Annotated in this window: 23 protein-coding genes and 1 tRNA gene; 10 read left to right on the forward strand and 14 right to left on the reverse strand. The window is 49.0% G+C overall.

Annotation, left to right across the window (positions count from 1 at the left end; genetic code table 11):
* Nucleotides 1-48: 48 nt before the first annotated feature.
* From CWB99_RS22290 to dnaQ, 3 genes are all read right to left on the reverse strand, one after another.
* Nucleotides 49-125, reverse strand: a tRNA-Asp gene (locus tag CWB99_RS22290).
* Nucleotides 126-232: 107 nt separating this feature from the next.
* Nucleotides 233-1,579, reverse strand: coding sequence for a TIGR03503 family protein (locus CWB99_RS22295; protein WP_249332059.1), 1,347 nt, complete (start codon nucleotides 1,577-1,579; stop codon nucleotides 233-235).
* Nucleotides 1,580-1,666: 87 nt separating this feature from the next.
* Nucleotides 1,667-2,377 (reverse strand): DNA polymerase III subunit epsilon, encoded by a 711-nt coding sequence (dnaQ, locus tag CWB99_RS22300; RefSeq protein ID WP_138553539.1) that lies wholly within the window; start codon nucleotides 2,375-2,377, stop codon nucleotides 1,667-1,669.
* A gap of 69 nt (nucleotides 2,378-2,446) precedes the next feature.
* Here dnaQ and rnhA point away from each other — a divergent pair, with 69 nt between their 5' ends.
* On the forward strand, nucleotides 2,447-2,914 hold the full coding sequence (gene rnhA, locus CWB99_RS22305; RefSeq protein WP_138553537.1) for a ribonuclease HI: 468 nt from the start codon (nucleotides 2,447-2,449) through the stop codon (nucleotides 2,912-2,914).
* Between the two features lie 4 nt (nucleotides 2,915-2,918).
* Here the strand turns inward: rnhA and CWB99_RS22310 are convergent, their stop codons facing one another.
* On the reverse strand, nucleotides 2,919-3,671 hold the full coding sequence (locus CWB99_RS22310; RefSeq protein WP_138553535.1) for a class I SAM-dependent methyltransferase: 753 nt from the start codon (nucleotides 3,669-3,671) through the stop codon (nucleotides 2,919-2,921).
* Nucleotides 3,672-3,722: 51 nt separating this feature from the next.
* Between CWB99_RS22310 and gloB the strand changes: the two genes are divergently transcribed.
* Together gloB and CWB99_RS22320 are read left to right on the forward strand one after the other, a co-directional pair.
* A complete protein-coding gene (gloB, locus tag CWB99_RS22315) occupies nucleotides 3,723-4,502 on the forward strand; it encodes a hydroxyacylglutathione hydrolase (RefSeq protein WP_138553533.1) in 780 nt (259 codons plus the stop codon).
* Between the two features lie 103 nt (nucleotides 4,503-4,605).
* Entirely contained in the window at nucleotides 4,606-6,168 is a 1,563-nt protein-coding gene (locus tag CWB99_RS22320) for a lytic transglycosylase (protein ID WP_138553532.1), read from the forward strand.
* A 57-nt stretch (nucleotides 6,169-6,225) separates the two neighbouring features.
* On the opposite strand, the gene CWB99_RS22325 is transcribed toward CWB99_RS22320, so the two are convergent.
* From CWB99_RS22325 to CWB99_RS22335, 3 genes are read right to left on the reverse strand one after another with little or no spacing between them, the layout of a single operon-like run.
* Complete coding sequence (locus CWB99_RS22325; protein ID WP_138553530.1) at nucleotides 6,226-6,669, reverse strand: flavodoxin domain-containing protein; 444 nt, start codon at nucleotides 6,667-6,669, stop codon at nucleotides 6,226-6,228.
* Complete coding sequence (truC, locus tag CWB99_RS22330) at nucleotides 6,669-7,403, reverse strand: tRNA pseudouridine(65) synthase TruC (RefSeq protein ID WP_138553528.1); 735 nt, start codon at nucleotides 7,401-7,403, stop codon at nucleotides 6,669-6,671. Before truC ends, CWB99_RS22325 begins: the two co-directional genes overlap by 1 nt.
* A gap of 7 nt (nucleotides 7,404-7,410) precedes the next feature.
* Nucleotides 7,411-7,722, reverse strand: a complete 312-nt coding sequence (locus tag CWB99_RS22335; RefSeq protein WP_138553526.1) for a YqcC family protein — start codon at nucleotides 7,720-7,722, stop codon at nucleotides 7,411-7,413.
* A gap of 134 nt (nucleotides 7,723-7,856) precedes the next feature.
* Between CWB99_RS22335 and CWB99_RS22340 the strand changes: the two genes are divergently transcribed.
* Together CWB99_RS22340 and CWB99_RS22345 are read left to right on the forward strand one after the other, a co-directional pair.
* Nucleotides 7,857-8,888: a DUF3549 family protein gene (locus CWB99_RS22340; RefSeq protein ID WP_138553524.1), complete on the forward strand. Its 1,032-nt coding sequence runs from the start codon at nucleotides 7,857-7,859 to the stop codon at nucleotides 8,886-8,888.
* Nucleotides 8,885-9,187 (forward strand): DUF3301 domain-containing protein, encoded by a 303-nt coding sequence (locus CWB99_RS22345; RefSeq protein WP_054015437.1) that lies wholly within the window; start codon nucleotides 8,885-8,887, stop codon nucleotides 9,185-9,187. The genes CWB99_RS22340 and CWB99_RS22345 overlap by 4 nt, the downstream gene beginning before the upstream one ends.
* Nucleotides 9,188-10,233: 1,046 nt before the next feature.
* On the opposite strand, the gene CWB99_RS22350 is transcribed toward CWB99_RS22345, so the two are convergent.
* Nucleotides 10,234-10,890, reverse strand: coding sequence for a GNAT family N-acetyltransferase (locus CWB99_RS22350; RefSeq protein ID WP_138550071.1), 657 nt, complete (start codon nucleotides 10,888-10,890; stop codon nucleotides 10,234-10,236).
* A gap of 105 nt (nucleotides 10,891-10,995) precedes the next feature.
* On the opposite strand from CWB99_RS22350, the gene CWB99_RS22355 reads away from it, so the two are divergent.
* The 3 genes from CWB99_RS22355 to CWB99_RS22365 all read left to right on the forward strand — a co-directional run bounded on the left by CWB99_RS22355 (nucleotide 10,996) and on the right by CWB99_RS22365 (nucleotide 12,456).
* The gene (locus tag CWB99_RS22355; RefSeq protein WP_138550072.1) at nucleotides 10,996-11,223 is read left to right on the forward strand and encodes a DUF2789 domain-containing protein; all 228 of its coding nucleotides are present in this window, start codon (nucleotides 10,996-10,998) and stop codon (nucleotides 11,221-11,223) included.
* Between the two features lie 185 nt (nucleotides 11,224-11,408).
* On the forward strand, nucleotides 11,409-11,681 hold the full coding sequence (locus CWB99_RS22360; protein WP_138550073.1) for a hypothetical protein: 273 nt from the start codon (nucleotides 11,409-11,411) through the stop codon (nucleotides 11,679-11,681).
* 1 nt (nucleotide 11,682) lies between these two features.
* Nucleotides 11,683-12,456: a Zn-ribbon-containing protein gene (locus CWB99_RS22365; RefSeq protein WP_054015441.1), complete on the forward strand. Its 774-nt coding sequence runs from the start codon at nucleotides 11,683-11,685 to the stop codon at nucleotides 12,454-12,456.
* A gap of 50 nt (nucleotides 12,457-12,506) precedes the next feature.
* On the opposite strand, the gene syd is transcribed toward CWB99_RS22365, so the two are convergent.
* Nucleotides 12,507-13,052: a SecY-interacting protein gene (gene syd, locus CWB99_RS22370; RefSeq protein WP_138550074.1), complete on the reverse strand. Its 546-nt coding sequence runs from the start codon at nucleotides 13,050-13,052 to the stop codon at nucleotides 12,507-12,509.
* A gap of 61 nt (nucleotides 13,053-13,113) precedes the next feature.
* Between syd and queF the strand changes: the two genes are divergently transcribed.
* Entirely contained in the window at nucleotides 13,114-13,959 is an 846-nt protein-coding gene (gene queF, locus CWB99_RS22375; RefSeq protein WP_138550075.1) for an NADPH-dependent 7-cyano-7-deazaguanine reductase QueF, read from the forward strand.
* Here the strand turns inward: queF and CWB99_RS22380 are convergent.
* Genes CWB99_RS22380 through CWB99_RS22395 form a run of 4 tightly spaced genes read right to left on the reverse strand, consistent with a single transcriptional unit; the run spans nucleotide 13,946 to nucleotide 21,153 of the window.
* Complete coding sequence (locus CWB99_RS22380; protein WP_138550112.1) at nucleotides 13,946-14,812, reverse strand: peptidylprolyl isomerase; 867 nt, start codon at nucleotides 14,810-14,812, stop codon at nucleotides 13,946-13,948. The genes queF and CWB99_RS22380 overlap by 14 nt on opposite strands.
* Complete coding sequence (locus CWB99_RS22385) at nucleotides 14,763-15,701, reverse strand: amino acid ABC transporter substrate-binding protein (protein WP_138550076.1); 939 nt, start codon at nucleotides 15,699-15,701, stop codon at nucleotides 14,763-14,765. Before CWB99_RS22385 ends, CWB99_RS22380 begins: the two co-directional genes overlap by 50 nt.
* Nucleotides 15,701-19,417: an autotransporter assembly complex protein TamB gene (gene tamB, locus CWB99_RS22390; protein WP_138550077.1), complete on the reverse strand. Its 3,717-nt coding sequence runs from the start codon at nucleotides 19,415-19,417 to the stop codon at nucleotides 15,701-15,703. The genes CWB99_RS22385 and tamB overlap by 1 nt, the downstream gene beginning before the upstream one ends.
* Entirely contained in the window at nucleotides 19,417-21,153 is a 1,737-nt protein-coding gene (locus tag CWB99_RS22395; RefSeq protein WP_138550078.1) for an autotransporter assembly complex protein TamA, read from the reverse strand. Before CWB99_RS22395 ends, tamB begins: the two co-directional genes overlap by 1 nt.
* 182 nt (nucleotides 21,154-21,335) lie before the next feature.
* Between CWB99_RS22395 and CWB99_RS22400 the strand changes: the two genes are divergently transcribed.
* Nucleotides 21,336-21,662, forward strand: a complete 327-nt coding sequence (locus tag CWB99_RS22400) for a ribonuclease E inhibitor RraB (RefSeq protein WP_138546457.1) — start codon at nucleotides 21,336-21,338, stop codon at nucleotides 21,660-21,662.
* 40 nt (nucleotides 21,663-21,702) lie between these two features.
* Here the strand turns inward: CWB99_RS22400 and CWB99_RS22405 are convergent, their stop codons facing one another.
* On the reverse strand, nucleotides 21,703-23,439 hold the full coding sequence (locus CWB99_RS22405) for a DEAD/DEAH box helicase (RefSeq protein WP_138550079.1): 1,737 nt from the start codon (nucleotides 23,437-23,439) through the stop codon (nucleotides 21,703-21,705).
* Nucleotides 23,440-23,538: the final 99 nt, after the last annotated feature.

A 23,538-nucleotide genomic window follows, 5' to 3' on the forward strand; every position in this document is an offset into this window, starting at 1 on the left:
ACCAACTGAACTACCACTCCAGCGTGCGCTTATAAGAGAAAAAGTAAGTGGCGGAGTGGACGGGACTCGAACCCGCGACCCCCGGCGTGACAGGCCGGTATTCTAACCAACTGAACTACCACTCCGCAGCATCTTGTTCTCTCGCTGTTCAGGTGTGCTCCCTGACAGCGGCGTGAATAATACGAATGCCCCCCTTAAGAGTCAACACCTTTTTTGAAAAAATCGGGGATTTTTAGTCATCCGACATCGAAAGGTTCAAAATATCAGCTGATTTATCATTTTTTGAACTCTGTTTGCCCGAGTTTTCTTTATCTTGCTCTAACTCTTCTAAATCTAACTGCTTTTTCTTTCCCAAAAACGGCAGGCTTATTTTGAGTTTGATGGGCTTTTTCTGTACAAAAATGCGCACGGCCAGCCAGCCCAGAAGTAAAATCAACACATTTCCCACCACCACGATGGCTACGATTGCGCCAGTACTGAGTCCGGGTTCAGGCTCGGGCGGGGCAACAACGCGCTGCGTTGGCCGCTCAGACTCAGGCAATTCAGGGACTTTTTCTATCGGACGTTCTATCTCAAAGTTGTAATCCGGCAGGCGAGCCATAAATTCACGGCCATTGATGTTTTCGCCAAAGGCAGACAATTCCACACTGTAACGGCCCCAATCGTAATTCTTGATCGCCAGCTGCCGATATAGGCGCTCTTCACCATTGAGAGTAAACATTTGCTCTTCCCCATTGGGGTATAAGATCTTGCCCTGAAAAATGACGGTCTCGGGCTTAACCACCTCGGAGGCGAGCCGAACGGTCAGTTGATGTTCGAACTCTTCCGGCCCGGCCAGCATTAAATCAAAGGAAAATGGGGGTTCTGCAATAATGATGGGATCTTTAACGACACGGCGTTTAAGAATGGGGGTCTCTATAAAAAACTCAGGTTGCCACTCGCCGGCAGGGAAGTTGAGCCGGAATTCGCCGGTGAAGATGCCATCGAGCGGACGCTCATCGAATTCCCGGCCATCATCTTTAAACTCGGCCACACTTTGGGTGCCCGCACCAAAATTAGCATACCGATCGTTATTGGTACTGACAAACTCCACATAGAGGGTGACCACATCGCGGAAATAACCAATGTCGACAGGCTGGCCATCATTGGTGACTTGCCCCTGGATTTTCAGCATTTCTCCACGAAAGATCAGTGGCGGTAAGGGGTCGACTTGCAATTCAATGTCACCTAGCACCATCACTCGACTATCCTGACGGATCTGACCCAACACCTGCCAGGGTCCCGGCATGGGATCTGTGACGATTACCAGGTCATAGCTGATCTCGTCATACCATTCGAGCTTTTCGTCACCAATGGCGTGTGTGGCGTAATATTTACTACCATCGGGTTTAACCAACACCACGGCCGGCGTGCCGGGCGCACGAAAGAACAGCAAAGTGATTTTCTTTACATTGTGGTCAATGCGAAAACGGTTATCCAGCAGCGGGATTTCATTGATTTTACCGTCTCGCTCAAGCAAGGTTATATGCGGAGTCTCGGCCATCGTCATCGCGCTGAGCAACGCGCTACCTAATAACATCAATCCTGCTAAGCCGATCCGCATGCTAGTTTACCCCATAAAAAGTTAATCTTTCTCTTTGACTATCGATGTCATACCTGACAGCCATTATTGCTGCCACAAACTCTGGCCACTGGCTTTGTTAACCAGCTCCATACGTGCTTCATGGGCATCCAGCTCTTCGGCTGTCGCCAGCACCACTGTTAACGGGGCCCTGTCAGCATTCAGGCGACGTATTCCTCCCCCGCTACCTTGTTGTGCCTGTTCATTATGTTGGGCCAGATTCAACTTTTTCTGTCCCCCGGTCATGGCCAGGTAAACATCCGATAAGATCTCGGAATCCAGCAATGCGCCGTGCAGTGTTCGTTTTGAGTTATCTATATCATAACGACGACACAAGGCATCAAGGCTATTCTTCTGACCAGGATGCAAGTCGCGCGCCATCACCAGCGTATCTAAGACTTCACATACATCGTGGGTTTTTGCAAAGCCCTGATTGAGCATGGCAAACTCGTGATCCATAAAGCCGACGTCGAACGGGGCATTGTGGATCACCAGCTCAGCGCCCTGAATATAGTCGTAAAACTCCTGAGCAACCTGATGGAAAAATGGCTTATCTCGCAGGAACTCATTGGTGATACCGTGAACGTCTATCGCTTCTTCTTCAATACCACGCTGTGGATTGATATAAACGTGAAAATTATTGCCGGTCAGGCGACGATTCACTAACTCCACACAGCCGATCTCAATGATCCTGTGACCTTCTTTGGGGTCAATGCCCGTGGTTTCTGTATCCAGTACTATTTGTCTTTTATGCATATCGTCGATTGCCTAACTTTGCTATGGTTAGCGTCTATTGGAGTATTTTACATAAAAACAGGCAAATTCGTGCAAAAATCCGTAGAGATCTATACCGACGGCTCCTGCTTAGGTAATCCCGGGCCTGGTGGCTATGGTGTGTACCTCAGTTATCAAGGTCATGAAAAAACCCTCAACGCCGGATACCGGCTCACCACTAATAACCGTATGGAGATGCTCGCTGCTATTGTTGCACTCGAAACGCTAAAGCGTCCCTGCCAGGTAATTCTGTATACAGACAGCCAGTATGTGAAACAGGGCATTGAGTCCTGGCTGGTAAACTGGAAGAAACGTAACTGGAAAACCGCCGCGAAAAAGCCTGTTAAAAATGTCGACTTATGGCAACGCCTGGATGCCGCTGTACAGCGCCATACGATTGAATGGCGCTGGGTAAAGGGTCATGCTGGCAATAAATATAACGAACTGGTAGATGATTTAGCGCGGGAAGCCGCCAGCGGAACTGACCTGTTGGAAGATACCGGCTACCAGAGCGAGTAGCTGCCTACCCTTGTTTCTGATTGCGGCTGTGTTTCAGTCGCGCGCCTTTCACAGCAGGTGTCCATTTGGGCCGTGCATGCCACTTTGGCTTAATCGGCGTTAAAGGCGCAACCCGTTTGCGGGCCACCAGCAGATAGACACTGCCCATAGGCTTCATGTAATGTCGACAAAACCGTCGCCAGGGCGCAAAACGCGACAAACGTGAGCCCCTTGCCAGCGAGGCATGGACAAAGCGCTCATCAGCAAGGATTTCAAACCCCAATAGATCCAGCCAGTCTTTAACCCGCGATGGCGTAAAAAAGCGCCCCGACCAGGGCAGTTTTTCTTTGCTAAAAGGCAACAGGTGCGCCAAACCACACAAGCTAAATGGGTTAAACCCACTGATCACAATATACCCGCCCGGGATCAGCGTTCGATGCGCCTCTCGCAAAATATGATGCGGGTCAGAATGATATTCCAGGCACTGACTCAGAATACATGAATCGACACTGTGTTCATAAAATGGTAGCTCATCAATCTCAGCGAAGACACCAACATGCTCACCTTCTGGCGCAACACAGATTTGATGACTGATCGGGCTTTGTGATGTATCCAGCTGACCACTCAGGCAACCTAACTTAAGCATATGATAGCCAAACATGCGAGGTAACCAGTGCGCCATGCGCCGCTCGATCCCTGCACGTACATAATCCCCATGCGGAAAATCCTGCCACTGGTAGGGTTTTGGCCCCTGCTGAAAACTTAGAGCTGGTTTCATTATTCGCACTCGCTATACTAGTTACACCTTCACTTTATAGAGCAATGAGTTATGGCGCAAGTCGCGGTGCAGATCCACCCCATCAAGGCCTTTAACGATAATTATATCTGGGCAATATGTCCGTCTGATAGCAACCTGATGTGGGTTGTTGACCCCGGACAAAGCGAACCTGTCATTGAGTTTGCAACGACACAACAAAAACAGCTGGCAGGTATACTAGTGACACACCATCACTGGGATCATACCGATGGTATCGCCCCGTTGCGCGCGCACTATGGTGAACTGCCAGTATATGGACCACAAAATACGCCTTTTAATGGCGTCACACACCCTTTGAACGACGGTGATAGAGTAGCCATTGCTGGACTGGACTTTGCCATTGCCCACACGCCCGGACATACACTGGATCATATCTGCTACCTGACATCGGAGCTGGCGTTTACCGGCGATACTTTGTTCAGTGCAGGATGTGGACGTTTATTTGAGGGCAATCCGCAGCAAATGTGGCAGTCACTACAACGACTATCCCAGTTGCCTGAGCAATGCCAAATTTACTGCACACATGAGTATACCCAGGCCAACCTGGCATTTGCGGCCGCAGTCGAGCCAGAGAATGAAGACATTGCTCAGTGGCAACAATGGGGTGAGCAGCAACGCGCACAAGCGCAGCCGACATTGCCCACCACAATCGCACGCGAGTTAAGCATCAACCCTTTTATTCGGGCGAACCTGCCACATATGCTAAATACTTTACCGGCTGATATACACATCGAGGGTAATGAAGACTGGCAAAGGTTTGCCGCACTCAGAAAATGGAAGGATAATTTTTAGGCACTGCTTTAATTTTCACAACTAAACAGTTAACATTGACGGGTTTTAGCTGTGGATTTTTCTGCGGCGCCGTACCCTGACAATGGATCAATGACCGAGTTTTATGAAAAAGCCTCTCTTGCTGCTGGTAGTATCAGCACTGCTGAGCGGTTGTCAAACTACGTTCGACAGCCCGACAATTGAACAAGCCGAACAACTGGATCATGCCAGTCCGGCCGAGATCAGCGACACTCTGATGAGTGCCATTCAGGAACCCGTGGAAGCCGATGAGCCACCACCGGTGTTCGACGACGTCTGGGAGCGGATCCGCTACCAACTGTCTATTGATGTGCCGCAAAATCGCCCCGTAGTCGCAGAGCGTAATTATTATCAGCGCTACCAGGCTTATCTGGATCGTATTTCAAAACGCGCCGAGCCTTACCTTTACTATATCGTAGAGGAAGTCGAGAAGCGCGAAATGCCGATTGAAATCGCACTGTTACCAATTGTGGAAAGTGCCTTCGATCCATTCGGGTATTCTCATCGCAGCGCATCCGGGATTTGGCAGTTTATGCCACAAACCGGCGAGCGCTTCGACCTTAAACAAAATTGGTGGTATGACGGTCGTCGCGACATCGTTCAGTCAACCCGCGCTGCGCTGGATTATCTGACCTATTTGCACAAAACCCTGGAGGGTGACTGGCTCAATGCCATTGCTGCGTATAACTCAGGAGAGGGCCGTCTGCTCAAGGCGATCCGCAAAAATCGTAAAAAGCATCTGCCAACTGACTTCTGGTCTTTAGATTTGCCACGCGAAACCACAGCCTATGTACCTAAGTTGCTTGCTCTGTCTGACTTGTTAAAACGCCAGGACGAGTTTAATGTTAAGTGGAACAAAATCATTAACGCACAGGTTGTTGATACCGTCGAAGTAGGTTCGCAAATCGATTTAGCGCTCGCAGCCGAAATGGCCGATATGTCACTCACTGAACTGTATCGTTTGAACCCGGGGTTTAACCGCTGGGCAACCGACCCGAACGGGCCACATACCTTGTTGCTGCCGGCAGATAAAATCGAAGCTTTCCAGACTCGTCTGGCCAATACCCCAATCAAAGACCGCTTGCGCTGGCAATATTATACGGTCGCCCGGGGTGACAGCTTGTCAGTCATAGCCAAGAAGTTTTCTACCAGCACCAGTGCCATTCGTTCTCTGAATAAACTGGATTCACACATGATCCGGGTTGGTCAGAAACTATTGGTCCCGCTGAGCGACGGCGAGTTACAAAGTGAGCACTTACCAGATGCCGTGCGCAGCGCTGCGAACAAAGCAACGCGTAATAAAAAAACCCACACGGTCACCAGTGGTGATACCTTATGGGATATTAGCCGCGAATATGACGTTACTGTGGCACAGCTTGCTAAGTGGAATAAACTAAAGGCCAATGCAGTCCTAAAGCTTGGCCAAAAGCTCACCATTTATCAGAGTCAAACGGCCACTCAGCCTGTTGCGAACACGACTGAGCGCACCATTACCTATAAGGTTCGTAAAGGAGATTCTCTGGCACGGATAGCGGCTAAGTTTAACCTGACTGTCAGTGAAATCGTGAAGTGGAATAAGCTTGCAGGTCAGAAATATCTCTACCCTGGCCAAAAGCTGAAACTGACCGTTGATGTCAAAAGCTCATAACGCAAAAAGCCGCTGACAACAGCGGCTTTTTTGTCGACTTACACCAGGACACTCGAATCAAAAATGTTGCAGCCACTTCTGTAGCCAAGGTGAAACGGCTTCATAAGGTTCAAAATGCTCACATGCATCAACATCCAGACGAGGCTCAGCCACAGTCGCATTCAGCTCCTGAATGAGTGCATCGATCTGACGTCCGGCGCCACAAAAAGTGTCCCCATAGCTACTGTCACCCAGGGCAATAACTCCGACTTTCTTGCCCGTTAGCATAGGAAACTGGCTTTGCATTTGCAGTATCAAAGGTAACAGGTTATCCGGAATATCGCCTTGTCCGGTTGTCGAAGAAATAAACAGCAGGTTTTCTGCTGACTGAACTTGTTGCAAAGTGAGTACTTCGGCAATTGTTGCAGTATGACCTTGCTGTTCAATGTCATTTTTAACCTCAACCGCCAGATTTTCTGCATTGCCAAATACTGAACCGACAAAAAGTGTAATGGATGCCATTATAGGTAGTCCTTTTCTGTACTCGGCCAGCCCAGTTGCCTGCATAAATTCAACATTTCCTCTCCCAGACTGGCGCGAATGATGATGGGTTGTTGACTATAAGGATGCAAAAACTTCAATTCAGTTGCAAATAACATCAGGCGGCGAATGCCAAAATGATCCTGAAAAAAGTGGTTCTGCTTGTTATCCCCGTGATTTACATCGCCAATAATGGGGTGATTGAGATGATTAAGATGGCGACGGATCTGATGTTTGCGACCCGTTTTTGGAAAACACTCGACCAGGGAGTAGCGAATACTGGGGTATTTACCCAGCGGAATATCCAACGTTGCCTGATGTAAGCAGTTGAACTGGGTCTGTGCTTCCTGAGGTGCTTTATCCTGATCGGCAAACTTGTCGGCGATTTTATCTAACTGTTCTTTTAACGGTTTATCGACATAAACATCTTCAGGAGCAAAGCCACGTACTAAAGCCAGATAACGCTTTTGCACTGTGCCATCGATGAATACCTGATTCATACCCCGTGCTGCTTCGGAACTTAGCGCAAACAACAGAACGCCCGAGGTAGGCCGGTCGAGTCTATGAACTGGAAACACATGCTGCCCAAGCTGATCGCGCAGCATCTGCATTGCAAATTGGGTTTCACGTTTGTCGAGAAACGAGCGGTGAACCAGCAATCCTGAAGGCTTGTTGATAGCCACATAGTGCTCATCCTGATAAATGATTTCTAGCATACTGCGACTACTCCGAAACGGCCAAATCTAGTCGTTGCAATACACTCAGTAACACTGCCAACTGAGGATGCTGTGCGAGGCTGACTTCTGCCATTGGGGCAATGGCCATGTTGGCGGGCAATGCTGATCCGCTTTGCAATAGCGCACGCATCTTGACGACAAAGACAAACTGTAACCATTGTTCGAAACGTAGCGTATCGCAGCAAAATGGTTGAGTAGAGCGTAACGCCTCAACCGGAACAGGCGTTGCCTGCCAAAGTTCAGCCTGACGCAGCGTATGCTCCAGCTCGTCCAGCAGGCGCCATACAGGGTGATCCATAGTGCTTCCTCACACAAATATAAAAGCGATATTATACCTCATCAACCCCGAACCTTTGTATCTTTATAGCTGCTCTTATCAGTCACTGAGAATAAAGCTATAATCGCGCTTCAACGCAATTAAGTGAGAAGATAATGACAGCGCAAATTACGACTTTAGGTGAACTACTGACTTCAGCTGGCACGCAATGGCGCGCCTATGATATTGGCCGTCGCATAACCAAAATCGATAAAAAGCAGTTTGCGCAGATCGAAACCACTCAGGTTCCTTACCCCTATCCGCTTGCAGGTCATGCATTACTGGCAATCCAGTTTTGGGATAACCAGGCAACCCAGGACCCTTATGTGTGGTTTTTAAAACTTCCTTTGGATGAACAAAGTAAGCTGGTTGCTGCCAGCCGCGATCACTTTGCCTCTATGGTGATTGATGCAATAGGCACTCAACTGACCGGTGAAGATGCGCAGGGTAAACTGGATAATAATCCGTATGTCTATGCGCCCAACGCAAATAAACTCGCCGCATTTAATGCGTTATTGAAAACGGAATTAAAGCGGCCTGCATCGCAATACTATGAGTACGCTGAGCTCTACTTTGCACAGAAGTTGGGGTTAGATCAGTGGCAAAACCTGGCGGTACAGGGCCTGGCAGATTTTGCGATGCGTCTGGATCACGGCAGCAATCGGGATAATTTAAAAGCCAGCTGGTCAGAGCTTCCTCAAACGGTTCAATCACCTTTGGCAGCGATGTTAGAGCATGTAGCCATTGGTGTTGAGCTGACAGAACACTTACTCAGAAGCCTGAAAACAGCTGTGGCTAAAAATGATCTGACAGCCTGTGTAAACCATCTTAGAGCTTTGTCCGGCAGCCACAGCCTGGGGCTTATCGCCGAAGCCGTAGATACTATTCTGGATTCGCCTTTGGCCGCACACGCCGACCTGCAACTGACCATAACAGGGCGTTGCTGGGAAACATTGACCGAGACACACAGGTTAATCAAGCTGATGGACCAGGCAGCCCACAACACCGATGTGGAGGGTCTGTTTGAAAGCATTTTCGCCGACTTGGTTGCAATTCCGGTTTTGCGCCCACATGTCTTAGCTCTACTTAGAACAGAAAATCGCAGTGAAACACTGTCAAAAGCGATAGGCAGGCTATTTAAACGATGATCACTCTTTGGCTTTTTATTCTTATCGGCGCAATCATTGCGTTCTTTTGGTTTGGCCGTCAGATAGCAGAAGCGGCGCAGCAGCATGCAATTGGCCAGGCTGAAAAACTAAACGTACAGCTACTCAGTGTCGCCTGTGTTAAACGCAGGCTTGCAGTACTGAGTAATGGAAAACTGGGAATAAAGAGTCAATTTGCTTTTGAGTTCAGTTCAGATCAACAAAGTGCCTACACTGGCACTATGTACCTGGAAAATCTGCGCCTGAAGAAAATGGACATCCCACCTCATCGCATGATGTAGCAGATGCACTGTGAACTGGTGAGTAGTTGATTAGATAGATCTTTCGATTTGCGGAAACGTACCTGTTCAATCAGGTATCAGGTGAACGTATTAGCCAACTGCACAGTCAGGCTAACAGACAAGCATAAAAAAACCAAGGCGTAACCCTTGCGCTACGCCCCAATCTGACGAATTTCCTGGGAGGTATCCGATACCTCTGCTTACAACAAACTAGCAAGCCGCCAAGCTTCATCATCCCCTGAACGGGTATACATCCTGACACACCCGATCTTCTTCCCTGACTTCATCCGATAGGTTACGTCCTGTAGATATCCTTACCGCATCCAAGCACATCCTTTGTCTTACAGTATGACTTTTTTCACACCGTTCGACTCTTCTTCCCTATTCCTTTTATAAACAACATCCTGTTGTGTCCTGAGTCATCCTGACTCTGTCCACTTCGCTTATCCTAAGCGCTCCTAACATCCTTTGTTCAACATCATCCTGATGTTTCCTGAGTCATCCTGACCCTGTCCACTTCGCTTATCCTAAGCGCTCCTAACGTCCCTGATTCAACATCATCCTGATGTTTCCTGAGCCATCCTGACTCTGTCCAATTCGCTTATCCTAAGCGCTCCTAACGTCCCTGATTCAACATCATCCTGATGTTTCCTGAGCCATCCTGACTCTGTCCACTTCGCTTATCCTAAGCGCTCCTAACATCCTTTGTTCAACATCGTCCTGATGTTTCCTGAGCCATCCTGACTCTGTCCACTTCGCTTATCCTAAGCGCTCCAAACATCCTTTGTTCAACACCGTCCTGATGTTTCCTGAGTCATCCTGACTCTGTCCACTTCACCTCTTCCTGGCGCTGATGTCCTTCCGTCCTTGGACACGATTAAGTTTACGCAATCCTGGCTGTCAGAAAAGGCGCTTTTTCTGATAGTTTTTTAAGTCATCAAGTTGAAATAAAATAAAAATCAATATAAATAAATAAGTTAGACTTAAATAAGGGGTTAAATCAACAGGTCTAAAACGCCTTGACCTACATCCATGTGAGAAAAGTCTCACAGCGTTTTTTCCATAATGGCCGCTCGGGTTTTAAACAGCAATTCACCTTGTACTGATTTGAAAGTTAAAACCTGATGCTTTTCATACCCATGCTCTTGAAAAAACGCTTGTTGGTTAGGTTCTGAGACAAACACCCCAAGGCCCGTGGCAAGTGGGTTCTCTTTTACCAATTCGTCCAATGCGCTAAGCAAATGGTGCCCCAGACCTTGCCCCTGATATTGCGGCTCTACCGCAATAAAAGACAGAAAATAGTAATGCCCCTGCTCAGACAGTGCTTCACGAATGGTTTTCTCTTTATCAATCAGCTGCTGCGTTTGAAGATAGCCAGCACTCATCATGAGTCGCAACCGCCAGTCCCAGCGTCGTGACGCTTGCAACTCGGTTTGCGCTTCAAACACACAGGCCACCGCAAGCAAAGATTGTCCCTGATATAGCCCAATCAGTGGCTGGGCTGATTGACCAAAACAAGACAATTCTTCGCGGATCAATGCACGTAAGCGCGATTCATAGCTTTGCTCATCGGATCCGCCCAGAACATCTTTAAACAACTTGTCATCATGGTAGGCTCGATATAACAGGCTGGCCGCAACGGTACTGTCTTCCGGGTGTAAGTGTTTAATCGTTAATTGTGTAACGGATGCAGGGTTAGTCATGGAGTGTCCTTGTTTTTTGTTTTGATTATCCGACGATAATTTACTTGGTCGGTGTCGTAAATCTACTATAGTTATAGCGTACTTTTTAAACAAAAAGAGGGGCGTATGGATACTAGTGTACATAATCTGAAAAACTTGTTTGCGCAACTTGGGTTGGATAACAGCGATGCCAAAATTGAGGCCTTTTTCAGTCAACATAGTCTGCCCAGTGATATGTTGCTAGCCGAAGCGCCATTTTGGAATGAAGGGCAAAGACATTTTATTGAAGAGTCACTTCAAGAAGATGCCGACTGGAGTGAAGTAATAGACGAACTGGATGCGCGATTGCGTTGAGCATGACTGGACTATTTGCAAGCAGTTAAATAGCACTTTACGCGCGGCCTTATTTCAGCTCGCATGCTAGTCCGGCGCTTTTTGATGGCTCCTCAAATCAGGCTCAATACAAACTGTTTTACGGGTGATGTTCCGCAGGCTAAGATGGTACAATGCACTCAGTTTTTGTTTCCAGAGGGCACACTATGCATCCCGCCGTTTTAAACGCCATAGCCACACTCATTGCACAAGGTAAAACCCCCACAGTTGCTACTACCAAAGCCAAATTAGCGGAGCCTGTGGCTATGCCATTGATCATAGCGGGACTGACGACATACAAGAATAACCCGGAAATACTGTCGACATGCGATGACAACCCCAGCCAGCGCGATGATTCTGAACAACCCAGTTCTGAAACACAACTTGATCGTATCGAAGCCAAGCTGGACAAGTTGATCGCCCTGCTGGAGTCTCGTTAATATGTTTGTGGTTGATCTTACCTTTGACTGTTATCAGGACACCACCCTTGAAAAAGCAGAGCAGGCAATCAACAGGCTCGTCAATGCACTGCGGTTCAATGGCCAGATCATCGGAGATGAATTTCCTACGGTATTAAAAGAAGGATTCTTTATCACGCGGGTAATGTGCCCGCTCGAAGATTCGTTGCACCCGCTCCACCACAGTCCCTTTGTGAAACATGCCATTGAGCAGCTGCAGCAAGCGGGATTGCTGGCACCTAAAGTCAAAGTAATAGGCCAGGATATTCATGCTAACGGTGCCGACCAGTGCCAATCCCCCTCAAGCTATATCCTCTATACCACCTATGTGCACACATGTAGTCCGTTATATTGTGGGGATGACTTCCAGCCAATTCCTTTGTATACCATTCCGGCTATTGCGAATGGCGATTATAAGGCGTTGATTAAATGGCAAGAAGACTGGCAGGCCTGTGATCAGATCCAGATAAACGGGGCAACCCGGTGCGAATTTGCCGCACTCAATGAACTGACAAGCCTCGACAGCGATCTAACCCGACGTGGACTGGACCTGAGTAAACGTATTCGTTACCTCACCAAAAAGCCGGTGTATTATTATTTATATCGGGTTGGCGGAGAAAGCCTCGCTCAGGAAAAAGCGCGCACCTGCCCGGGCTGTGGCGCTGACTGGGCATTAGAAGCGCCCTGGTTTGGCATTTTTGACTTTAAATGTGACGCCTGCGAACTGGTGTCTAATATATCCTGGGACTTTCAGTAGCAGAAAAGGTGACGTCCTTGCGCGTCACCTCAAACGCCAACATCACACGATTAAAACTGTGCCGATAGTTGACTTAAAAATGCTGTCAGGTTGGGCGCAAGTACTTTGTGCGGCGCTTTACCTACCCGCTCAAGACAAACCTCTCCTGTGCCTAGCTGCACCGTAATCAATACATCTTCCTGTGCAGTCAGGCCAATAAAGACCGTATCTTGTTGCTTGAGGCGTCGCTTCATCAACACATGACCCGTGATATTTTGTTGCAAACGCTCAAAGTCTTCTTCATTCCAGGCTTGCAGCAACTCTACTTCTTCACCGTCCAGCCCGACCAATATATTGCCCGCGTAAGCCGCGCCATAAAATTCATTTAGCTCAGAGCTAAACTGGGTTTCCAGCGCACTGGCCAGTGCATTGAAGTCACCACATGGCGTTCTGGGCACCGCCTGCCACGCTATCAGACCATCACCTCTGGGCTCTCCAGTTTCACACGGGCTGGGCCATTGTGCGTCATGCTGGATCAATGGCCAGTGGCCCTGTGATTGCTGTACCGAGTTGGCAAATTTATCATGAAGTTCGAGGATCAAAGTGCTCACGCTCATACTGCTATTCTCGCTCATTATTCGCTATAATCGGGGCCATTGTAACTACTAATGGATCAACATGACAGACTACAATAACGCCCCCGAGTTAAAAGCTTCCGTACTGGGCAAGACCACAGAATACGCCAGTCACTACGACCCAAGTCTGCTTCACCCCATTGCGCGCAAGCTCAATCGTGACCAGATAGCCGTAGACGAGCAGGCGTTACCGTTTTTTGGTGAAGATATCTGGCATGGCTATGAACTGTCCTGGCTGAATCATAAAGGCAAGCCACAGGTTGCAATTGCCCGATTTGTCTTCCCCTGTCAGAGCAGCCATATTATCGAATCCAAATCATTTAAGCTGTATCTGAATAGTTTCAATCAGAGCAAGTTTGCCAGCTTAGAAGCGGTGCAAAAAGCATTGCAACAAGACTTATCTGCAGCAGCCCAGTGCGATGTCGACGTCACCCTGTATGGCCCAGACGACCATGACTGCTTACCCTTTTCTGCCCTACCGGGAGAGTGTATCGATGAGCTGGATATTTCGGTAGATGATTACAGTCCCCGCGATGGCTTGCTGGCGCAAGAAAGTGACTCTCAGGTCACTGAAACCTTGCACAGCCATCTGCTTAAGTCTAACTGTCTGATCACCTCACAGCCAGACTGGGCAAGCATCGTGATCCGATATGAAGGGAAAAAGATTTGCCGGGAGTCTCTGCTGCGTTATTTAATCTCATTTCGGGATCACAACGAGTTTCACGAACAGTGCGTTGAGCGTATTTATTGTGATTTGTTGCGTGCATTTGAACCAGACAAACTCGAAGTCTATGCAAGATACACGCGCCGAGGCGGTCTGGATATAAACCCATTCCGCTCCAGCGAGCAAAATAAGACGACCTTTAACGTCCGGATCAATCGTCAATAAATGCCTTTACCGGCACGGTGACCGCGCATACATCGGTATGATTGGCCTGGTGTAAAAACCAGGCTTCCGGGCGGTTCTGCCGCGCCGCGATCAGCGCCCGAAATGCCTCGCTCTGAGTGTTAAATACCATAAAGCGTTGCTTGTCTTGTGTGTCTGCCAGCACCTCAACAGCCATAATAGGGTTAAAAACCTGCCCAGCGGTTGGCGTTCTGTGTAGCCGCTGAACGTGCTCCATTCCCGCTAAAACGCGGCCAAACACTGTGGTGTTTAAATCCAGATATCGTTGTGCTGTTAACGTAAAATAGAACTCACTGCCACCACTGTCTGCACTGTTCTGACGCGCCATTGCAAACGTGCCGGGGCAATGTGTTTGCCAGGTACGCTTGCCATCTTCACTCTGTGCCACCGCAAACCCATTTAAAAAGCCTGTTCGGGGGGCATAGCCATCATCTAGCCCCAGCTCTGTGATAGTAAGGGCCTCACTTGTGGGGTAGAAAAACTCCGCAGCAATGCTTTTTTTCCCATCAACAGGCTGTTTCTTGTCATCCTGGTCGCCACCTTGTGCAACAAAGCCCTCGACAAAGCGATACATATTGAGGCCCTGGTAAAAGCCTTCCCGGGCCAGTACTTTAATATTGTCGACATGCCCTGGCGCCAGCATGGGATTCAGCTCAACGTAAACCGGGCCTGTTGCTAGCGTAATCTTAAGCATGTTATCCGCAGCGACTGATCGCCAGTCATCTTTGTGCGCCTGAGCAATGATGCTGGCAGGTGAGCGCTGCTCTTGTGTTATCGTGATGCTGTCAGTCTGTGCTTGCTTGTCTGTCGACTGGCAAGCAGTGAGCGTGAGCATTAGCATAGCTGCCAGGCCCACCGCTTGATTTGTGTTCTGTGTTATTATTGTCATTGTGTTTTCCTGGTTGATACCACAGTTCGCTGCGTGACAAAGGTGTCTCGGCAGACAAGGTTGGGTTGGGCAGGGTCAGCCGCATCCGCCCGGCTAAATCCAGTTGCTCCAGTTTTTTTGCAAAGTGGCTGCGAAACAACCACTCGAAGCAGCCATCAGCAATGGCCTGCTCCAGACCGGACTCTAACAAAGTATGTAACTGGATATTGTTTTTATCGACAAACAGATAGACAGCAGAGGGGTAGGTAATCAACAGGTGTGGTTGCACCATGACGTCTGTTCGTGCCGAAAAGTCCTCGACTGCCAGTATATCCAGCGGCACCACATCCAGCCGCCTGTTACTCAGCATGGTCATCGCTTTTTCTGTATCGTGAAATGCCACCACCTGAAACCCATTGTGCTCAAACACCGCTCTGTCAGGCCAGTCATGGCGAAGCCCAAACAGCAGTGGTTTGAGCTGCCCCCAGCTCTTAAAATCCAAGAACTCAGCAGAACGGTTAGCATCAATAAACAGAATGCGGTACCCCAGTAACCCTTTTACCAGCGGGATACGTATTGCCCGTGCTTGTTGCTCTCTTTCCTTACTGGTCACTGACCAAAATACATCAATGCCCGATTGCTTGCCAAGCAGACGCACAGCCCGGGTTTGCGTTGGAATACCTGCTACGGTTTTTAACCTGACAGGTCGCGACTGATAGGACAAAGCCAGCTCAATCAGCTGAAGAACATAAGGATTAGCACCTGAAGTTACTCTAACTTCAAGCGGTGCACGTACGGTGTACGCGGCGCTCGAAAAGGTGGTGCTAAGTATCAGTGCCAACAAAAAGCGGTGCATTATTCATCCCAGTCAAATTTGTACAGCAGGTCAATACTTTTATACAAACCACTGGTCGCTTCAATATAAAACTTCGAAAAAATCCGATAGCGCACCGCGACTTCACTCAGCGATGCAAAGACACCCACCCGATAACTGACTTGTACACTGGGAGTCAGATAACCCGACACTTCAACTTGGGTATCATCACCACTGCCCTTGGCCGACAGGTTTACATCCTGTATTCCTATTGTCTCACCCGCTTTGGCAAAATACCCCTTGCTGCGATCTATACTCTGGGACAACAGAAATTGTGCCAGCATAGTATTATTATTACTTTGACCATCGCCTAACGGCTGACCGTTGAGCAGGTAGGCCAGTGCCTGAGCTTGATCCATCGAGGGCTGTGAATAAATCACCAGCTCGGGGCTTTGGATGCTGCCCTTCACCTCAACTCCGGCAACAACACCGTTGGCCGTTGTCTCAGGGTTACGAATTGCGCGCACATTAATATAGGGCTTGTCCAGCGGGCCATTGAAACCCAGCTGACCCGTCTCTATACTCAGGTCCTGCCCAAATGCTTTGTACTGCCCTTCTCGCAAATTAATCTCACCACTGGCCAGTAAGGCTGAAGCAAGCTGCTTTTCTAAAGACAGTTCACCTGCCAGGTAAGCATCCAAACCTAAGGCCCTAACCCTGACATCATCCAGTAAGCGCACGTCCAGATCGAGCCGATAATCCATTATCTGAGCTGACTGGGTAGGGCTGGCTTTGTCAACGATGACCTGGTCGTCGCTTACAGCGACTACCCCCTGGGGTAACTCTTCAATTTCTATACGGCCATAAGGCACTGTAATCTCGCCAGTGACTTCTGCATATTCACCGTTGTAACGCAATGACAGCTCTGGAGTCACATCCAGAGTAACCCCGGGTTGCGGTGTTAAGGTTAACTGCTCACCACTGAGGTTTAACTTTGCGCTCATAGCGCTGTGCCAATCCACTTCACCGTTGAGCGCGACCTGACCTCGTGGCGTCGTGTTAAGCTGCCCAGTCAGCTGAGCCTGCTGGCCATTCAGTTGCACATCAAGATCCAAGTCACTAATGGCCAGGGGAAGCTCACTCGCTTTTAGTTGAATGTCCTGTGCGCTAAGCTGACCACTTAACTTCGGCAGTGTCAGCGCACCGTCGATGTTGACTTGACCCGCAATGACCCCCGCCAGCTCCAAATCGGGCCATAATAACCGGCGTAGCAAAGGCCTGAATTTACCCAGCTCTATGCCTGCTATATTGACAAACCCACGCATCGTTTGAGGCTCAGCCTGAAGTGGCATCAGCAGCTCACCATCAAAGTGGCCTAACTTCCTAAGCGCCAGCTGCCAATTGGCTTTTGCCTCTCGGGCATCACTGTTCAGCGCCAGAGAAAAGCGGTCTATTTCAAGAGGCAAGGTCGGCACGGCCCCCTCCTCGCTAGCGTCAAGCTGCTCTGAGGCTGCACCGTATATTGTGACCTGAGCGTCAGCCATAGCCAGTTGCCCATCCAGTGCTTTTAGTTGACCCTTTGACCATTTTGCCATGGCATTGCCAGAGAATATCCCCTTAAGTTCAGCTAAATTACTCAGCAAGGGATTAAAATGCGTCAGGTCCAACTGCTGTACCTCAATACTGGCCTGACCCTGATCCCCATGCTCTGCCGCCAAGCAGATCTGCCCAGGTGAGAGTGTCCAGCATTGACGCGCCACGACTATCTGGTCCGCTTTTACGGTCAATTCCGCTGGCGACATCAACGCCAACTCACTGTTATTTAAGCGCAACATACCGGCATCTAACTGACCATCCCAGGCTTGCTGCGCATACTGCCCACTCAACGTCAGGTCAACACTGCTGCTTGAGTTCTCAACCTGTATTGTTAGCTGGTGGTGATCCTGATCTCCCTGTCCCACCAAGCTGAGAGACGTAGCAGGCAAATCCCCCTGAGTCACTTCTGACAGAGACACGTTCAGATCGGTCAACCAGTCTCTGGCCATATCCAGTGAGAGCGCCAATGTGCCGCCGCCTACCGACGTATCCTGATACACAAGTTTGTCCAGCCGGCTGCGTAATGTGAGGTTTGGTGCATTAACTGGTCCGGTTGCAGTAAACTGTCCCGACAGTTGCACCTCTGCCGGCAACACTGCATTTTTTTGGTGAGCCAGTGACAACTCGCCTTGCACATTCAGTTGCTCATTGGCTGTGCCCGACAGGATGATCTGGCTGTCTCCATAACTTAGCTGGGCGGTCTGGATCTCGCCATGTAAATCACTATTTACGTTACCTCGGGCAACCAGCTGCAAAGGTAAGGCGGCCAGCTGTCCGCTGAGCGCCAATTCATTAACCTTCACCCGCCACTGCTGACCATGCTGGGAAAAATCAAGCTGATAAGCCCCTGATAACTGGGTTTCATCCAGCTTCAGCCAGGCACCCAAAGGCAAGGCATGTAACTCGCCTTCTATCTGGCTTCGCAACCCATCTTGCCAGCTCACCTGAGCACTGAGCTGGGTATGCGCTTCACCCAATGTGAGCCCAGCCTTTTGTAACGTCAAGGCAGTGAGTCCGCCAGACGCTGCCAGTTGTATATCCAGCTCACGGTCAGCTAAATCAAGTTGCTCACTCAGTTGCACGCCAGCATGTGCATTGACCAAATAGTCAACTGCAGTCCCTTGCGCGTCGAGTGACAGCTTTTGCAGCGTATTGTCTGAACCCAGAGCAAGTTGTTCGGCGTTTACCGTCAGTGAGAAAGGCCAGTTTGGCACTGCCGGACTCACACTCAACGCGATTTTGCCCTGTGCATTACCAGACAGTGTGGCAGACAGGTCTAGTTGATTAAGGTCACCTGTAAATGTAAGGGCGCCCTGGTAATCGGAATGCTCATAATCTATTCCCCCCGACACAGCCCAGCGACTTAAGTCTGCCTGCGCTGCCAGAGTCAGTTGATGTGTGAGATAAGACAGTGACAAATGGTGGATCGACAACTCTGACTGCTCAGCACCGACACTGAGCCGAAGCTGCTTCAGGGCCTGCAACTCTCCCTTGTAAGGCCGATAGCTAAGCTCAGCGACTGTAAACTGTTCAATACTGACAGCCGTGGGAAGTTGTATGGCAGGCAATGCTAATGCAGGGATCGCTGTTGGCATAACAAAAGGGGCTGCAGGAGCTGGCGCGTCAGTTTGCCGGATCTGTGCACGACTCAGCGCAAGCTTGTTGATTTGAAGGCCCTGTTCATCGGCTCTGGCTGTCACTGCCAGTTTGTTAAGACTTACCTCGTGCCCTGCTACCTTTAACTCTGCTGCCCCTAAACGAAATTGCTTGATAGCGACAGAAAATGGCAAGGACAATGGCGCTGCTTCAGTCGCCTGCTCGGGTTCGGCTGTCACCTCAGGCTCGCCGGCAGGCTTAGCCAGATGTAAGGTCACCTTGTCAGCGCTGCCTGACAGACATAAGGTAGCGCAGCTAAACCAGTCAAGGGACAGGCTAGACTGACGGGCATGAAAGGCCACTTGTTGATTCTGAAATTGTACGTCCAGCACAGCATTAGACAGCAAACGCGCCTGAGGAGAACTTACTTTCAAACCAGTTACACTGTGATTGGCCACCCAGACCAGTAGTTTGTGACCAGGCAATGTAAACAACAAGCAAAACACCGTCACACAGAGGCCAATGACGGTGTAGCTAATACGGCGCAGCCAAGCTTTTAATCCCATTACATCTCCGGTCCAATGACAATACTTAAACGAGTACTCTTACTGTCTTTGCTCAGCCCCCAGGCATGGTCAAGACGGATCGGTCCGACCGGCGTCAGATAGCGAATGCCAAATCCGGCACCTAATGCCCATTTTTCCTTAAAGTCATCCGTTGCCGTGCCGGTATCCACAAACAGCGCAACACGCCAGTTGGGCATAAACTGATAGTTGTATTCAGCACTCGCTGTTGTAAGATATTTACCGCCCAGTAGCTTACCCTCCTCATCCCGTGGTGCCACAGACTGATAAGCAAATCCACGGACGCTCTGATCACCACCGGCAAAAAATCGCATATTAAAAGGTACAGCTTCAATGTCGTCAGTAATAATTGCCCCCGCTTCCAAACGAGTCAGAAAGAAATGTCGCTGCGCTATGTTACGCAACCAGGCATTTTTCCAGCGCACTTTGATCAGGGAGGTAGAAGATATCAATGAGTCACTGGCCAGTTCGACGGAAATCAGCCGTTCATTGCCCCAGTACGGCAACATACCTCCCAGGCTCTGTTTTTTTGCATAGCTCACGCCGGGGATCAGCATTTCTGTTTTCAGCGTTTCGCCATCCTGTTCACTGGTTTCATGCTCACGTTTTAAAAACGCGGTGCGCACCCAGTTTCCGGATGTCAACCACTGCCGTTGCACCTGAATATTCCAAGTCTTGGTATCAACCCCTTCAGTCAGGTCGTCCTGTAACTGATATCCCCCCAGAATGCGAAATACGTCGTTGTTTGGATCATCCACAGGGATTGTGTAGGCACCACTGATATCCTGCTGACGCTGAGATATATTGAGATCCGATGTCATGGAGTGTCCCCCACTCGTTACCCAGGGTTTACTCCATTTGAAACGCGCTTTCGCACCTAAATCGGTACTATAGCCTCCACCTACTTCATAGCTGTTAGCTGGCTTGTCGATCAGCTCAACGCGAATTGGGACAGTGCCTTGGTGCCTGAGTTTGAGCAAAGGGTAAACCCGAACGCTCTGAAAATACGGCGTTTCATTCAAAGTGAGGTTATATTGAGACAGCTTCTGGGCAGCATAAAACTCTCCCGGGCTAAATGGGCTAAGCGCTTTGGCAAACGCAACCGCCTTTGATTCCGCCGACAGACGTAGTTCCCCAAACCGATATCTGGGCCCTGCCGACAACGACAAGATCGCAGAGACCTGTTGTTGTGCTCGATCCACACTGAGCTGTTTTTTGAGCCACTGAAAATCAAAATACCCCAGCTCCAGCAATACACTTTCTATCTGCGCTTTGGTGGCTTCATAACGGTCATGTCTGACCTGTTCGCCTATCTGAATAGCACCGTCGAGTAACCTTGAACGCAATGCGTCGTCTTCAATTCCCTGCAGAGCAATCTCTACCTGGTGCCACTGTAATGCGACACCGGGGTCCAGAATAAGGGCGACACGCCGGGTCTTTGGGTCGAACGATATGGTGAGCGCGTGGTGATAATACCCAAGCGCCTGTAATGCCTTAGTCACGTCTTTATCAATCAGCTTCTTTCTGCGCGGCGTAAACGGCTTACCAACATATGTGCTCAGAAAACGCATGACATTGTCATGTGCTTCATCTGATAACTCAGCGCCGTCTGGCGCCTGACTTACAGTAAACTCTGTAATACCAGATGAATCGCTTGCCCATACCTGAAATGAAAAGAGAAGAACAACTAGAATGGCAATAAACGCAGATAAACGCACTAAATAACCCTAAAATTTACAGTGACATTATAATACCACAGCAAGATGACGCTGACATGGGGTGGATGTACTTATCACTGTGTTATTTTTGCGCGCTTACATACAAATTTTTGCGGTCAATGCTTTTTATTTTGTGTTGGATAGCGGACAATATCACCAGCTATATTAACTTGAGTATGATTATGCAATTCCCTGATGATGACAACGGCCAGCTACTATCTGAAATTGCTGCAGCCGGTGTAGATCTCACCCAGATGCACAGCATCGATTTTTTTATTTTGTTCGAACAAAAAGCCGACGCTGAGCGTTTTATGAGCACCATCGCAGAAGATGAGTTGGCACCAAAAACCAAATTGGATACCTGTCCAGATACCGGTGTATGGGAAGTCGTCACTTCAGTGACTATGGTGCCCGAGCACCAGCTGTTAAGTCAGACCGAGCAATACCTTGAGTCTATCGCGAACAGCCACGAGGGCTATGGCGACGGATGGGGAATACTTGCCGAGTAACCCTCGGACCTGAATGATGCAGAGTTTACAACACTCTGCATTAGCTCTTATCTGCAGTTCGATAACTGCCCTGATAATCAAAAATCTTTTCTGTTACCTGCCAGCCATATTTCTTATGCTGCCGGGCAATTACAAAATCTGGCGCCGACAGTAGAGTGGCATCCACCTGAACAGCCTCAGTCCAAGCGTTTACACGTACACCAGTACGACAGTGTTTCTCAAACTGGCGAACAAAATAGCCGCGGCTCGCAGGCTTAGCAAAGTCAAAGACTTCGCTCACACTGGCCCCGTCCTCATCGAAATACGTAATTTTCAGCAACTGCGCTTTAACCACTTCCCCGCTCAGGCCGCTGCATCTTAGCACCATGGCGTTTTTCAGGTTCAATGCAGCCCTCAGTTTATCGTCCGGATCAGTCAGCATCACCCCACAACTGTGGCACTGGCGTGCGGCTATATCATTTTCAGCGCCACAACTGTCACACTCTTTAAATTTGAAACGATAGTCACATTGCTGCTCATTGCCGTCATCGTCCTGCAACAACCCCTGACAACGCCGACCAAAGTGTTCAATGACTCGCCCTTGCTCGTCGTATTTGCCCCAAAAGACATTGCCGAACCCGCAGCCGGGACACAGCACTTGTACAGGTTCATTGTCCGAATTCGGCTTCTTACTGCCCACCTCAGGGTGAAACAGGTCAAACTCATTGGCAGCGTAATCAATCACCAGACAATCTTTCTTGCCTTCACTCAAACGCAAGCCTCGCCCCACTATCTGCTGGTACAGACTCACCGACTCTGTGGGCCTTAAAATCGCAATGACATCCACATGTGGCGCATCAAAGCCCGTGGTTAGTACCGATACATTGACCAGGTATTTTATCTCTCTGCGCTTAAAGGCCGCGATGATTTCATCTCGTTCGCGGTTATCTGTATCACCGAGCACCAGTGCTGTTTGTCCGTCTGGTAAATACCCCACAATTTCTTTGGCATGCAATACGGTCGCAGCAAATATCATAACACCGTGGCGACGTTCACTGAGTGACATTACATGTTCGATGATACTCTTGGTTGCCCGGGTATTGCTTTGCAACAGCTGGTTCATATCTGCTTCGCTGTATCGCCCGAATGCATTACTATCCAACGCTGAAAAATCGTAATTCTCCACCGCTGGATCGAGTTGTTTAGGTGGTGTCAGATAACCGTGTTTTATCATATAGCGCAGGGGTAATTCGTAAATACAGCGCCGAAAAGGACTGGTTTCACTGCCCCGAACAAAGCCGTGATAGTGACTGTGATACACCCACCCACTGCCAAGCCGATATGGGGTCGCCGTCAACCCAAGTATCTTGAGCGCCGGGTTAAACTCCCGCAAGCGGGCGATAACCGCCATATACTGGCTGTCGTCTTCACCACTAACTCGGTGACATTCATCGATAATCAGCAAAGAATAAAAAGTATCAATGGCCTCCAAATTTCGAGCCAATGACTGCACACTGGCAAATGTCACCTGATGAATCAGCTCTTTTTGTTTTAAGCCAGCGGAATAAATACTCGCAGATAAACCATAACTCTGATATTTCTGTGCATTTTGCTCAACTAACTCTTTGACATGTGTCATGACCAGTATTTTATGTCTTGCCAGTCGAGCCAGCTGTGCAATAACCAAACTTTTACCTGCCCCGGTTGGCAGAACTATTACTGCACTATCGTCTGACTTTTTAAAGTGGGCTACGGTATTTGCAACGGCTTCTTTTTGATAGGGTCTTAGTGTGTAAATAGGGACACCTGACTATATTAACGACAGAGAATTTTTCATTAAGGTGTGTGGTAACGGGGTATGAATTATGACCCCAGAAAAGGTATCTTAAACCTGATA

Source organism: Pseudoalteromonas rubra (genome assembly GCF_005887095.1).
Classification (GTDB): Bacteria; Pseudomonadota; Gammaproteobacteria; order Enterobacterales; family Alteromonadaceae; genus Pseudoalteromonas; species Pseudoalteromonas rubra_E.

Excerpts from the sequence above, each read along its gene's own strand:
- CWB99_RS22295 (WP_249332059.1), bottom strand. The coding sequence starts at position 1,579 with ATGTTATTAGGTAGCGCGTTGCTCAGCGCGATGACGATGGCCGAGACT.
- dnaQ (WP_138553539.1), bottom strand. The coding sequence starts at position 2,377 with ATGCATAAAAGACAAATAGTACTGGATACAGAAACCACGGGCATTGAC.
- CWB99_RS22310 (WP_138553535.1), bottom strand. The coding sequence starts at position 3,671 with ATGAAACCAGCTCTAAGTTTTCAGCAGGGGCCAAAACCCTACCAGTGG.
- gloB (WP_138553533.1), top strand. The coding sequence starts at position 3,723 with ATGGCGCAAGTCGCGGTGCAGATCCACCCCATCAAGGCCTTTAACGAT.
- CWB99_RS22320 (WP_138553532.1), top strand. The coding sequence starts at position 4,606 with ATGAAAAAGCCTCTCTTGCTGCTGGTAGTATCAGCACTGCTGAGCGGT.
- CWB99_RS22325 (WP_138553530.1), bottom strand. The coding sequence starts at position 6,669 with ATGGCATCCATTACACTTTTTGTCGGTTCAGTATTTGGCAATGCAGAA.
- truC (WP_138553528.1), bottom strand. The coding sequence starts at position 7,403 with ATGCTAGAAATCATTTATCAGGATGAGCACTATGTGGCTATCAACAAG.
- CWB99_RS22335 (WP_138553526.1), bottom strand. The coding sequence starts at position 7,722 with ATGGATCACCCTGTATGGCGCCTGCTGGACGAGCTGGAGCATACGCTG.
- CWB99_RS22340 (WP_138553524.1), top strand. The coding sequence starts at position 7,857 with ATGACAGCGCAAATTACGACTTTAGGTGAACTACTGACTTCAGCTGGC.
- CWB99_RS22345 (WP_054015437.1), top strand. The coding sequence starts at position 8,885 with ATGATCACTCTTTGGCTTTTTATTCTTATCGGCGCAATCATTGCGTTC.
- CWB99_RS22350 (WP_138550071.1), bottom strand. The coding sequence starts at position 10,890 with ATGACTAACCCTGCATCCGTTACACAATTAACGATTAAACACTTACAC.
- CWB99_RS22355 (WP_138550072.1), top strand. The coding sequence starts at position 10,996 with ATGGATACTAGTGTACATAATCTGAAAAACTTGTTTGCGCAACTTGGG.
- CWB99_RS22360 (WP_138550073.1), top strand. The coding sequence starts at position 11,409 with ATGCATCCCGCCGTTTTAAACGCCATAGCCACACTCATTGCACAAGGT.
- CWB99_RS22365 (WP_054015441.1), top strand. The coding sequence starts at position 11,683 with ATGTTTGTGGTTGATCTTACCTTTGACTGTTATCAGGACACCACCCTT.
- syd (WP_138550074.1), bottom strand. The coding sequence starts at position 13,052 with ATGAGCGTGAGCACTTTGATCCTCGAACTTCATGATAAATTTGCCAAC.
- queF (WP_138550075.1), top strand. The coding sequence starts at position 13,114 with ATGACAGACTACAATAACGCCCCCGAGTTAAAAGCTTCCGTACTGGGC.
- CWB99_RS22380 (WP_138550112.1), bottom strand. The coding sequence starts at position 14,812 with ATGCTCACGCTCACTGCTTGCCAGTCGACAGACAAGCAAGCACAGACT.
- CWB99_RS22385 (WP_138550076.1), bottom strand. The coding sequence starts at position 15,701 with ATGCACCGCTTTTTGTTGGCACTGATACTTAGCACCACCTTTTCGAGC.
- tamB (WP_138550077.1), bottom strand. The coding sequence starts at position 19,417 with ATGGGATTAAAAGCTTGGCTGCGCCGTATTAGCTACACCGTCATTGGC.
- CWB99_RS22400 (WP_138546457.1), top strand. The coding sequence starts at position 21,336 with ATGCAATTCCCTGATGATGACAACGGCCAGCTACTATCTGAAATTGCT.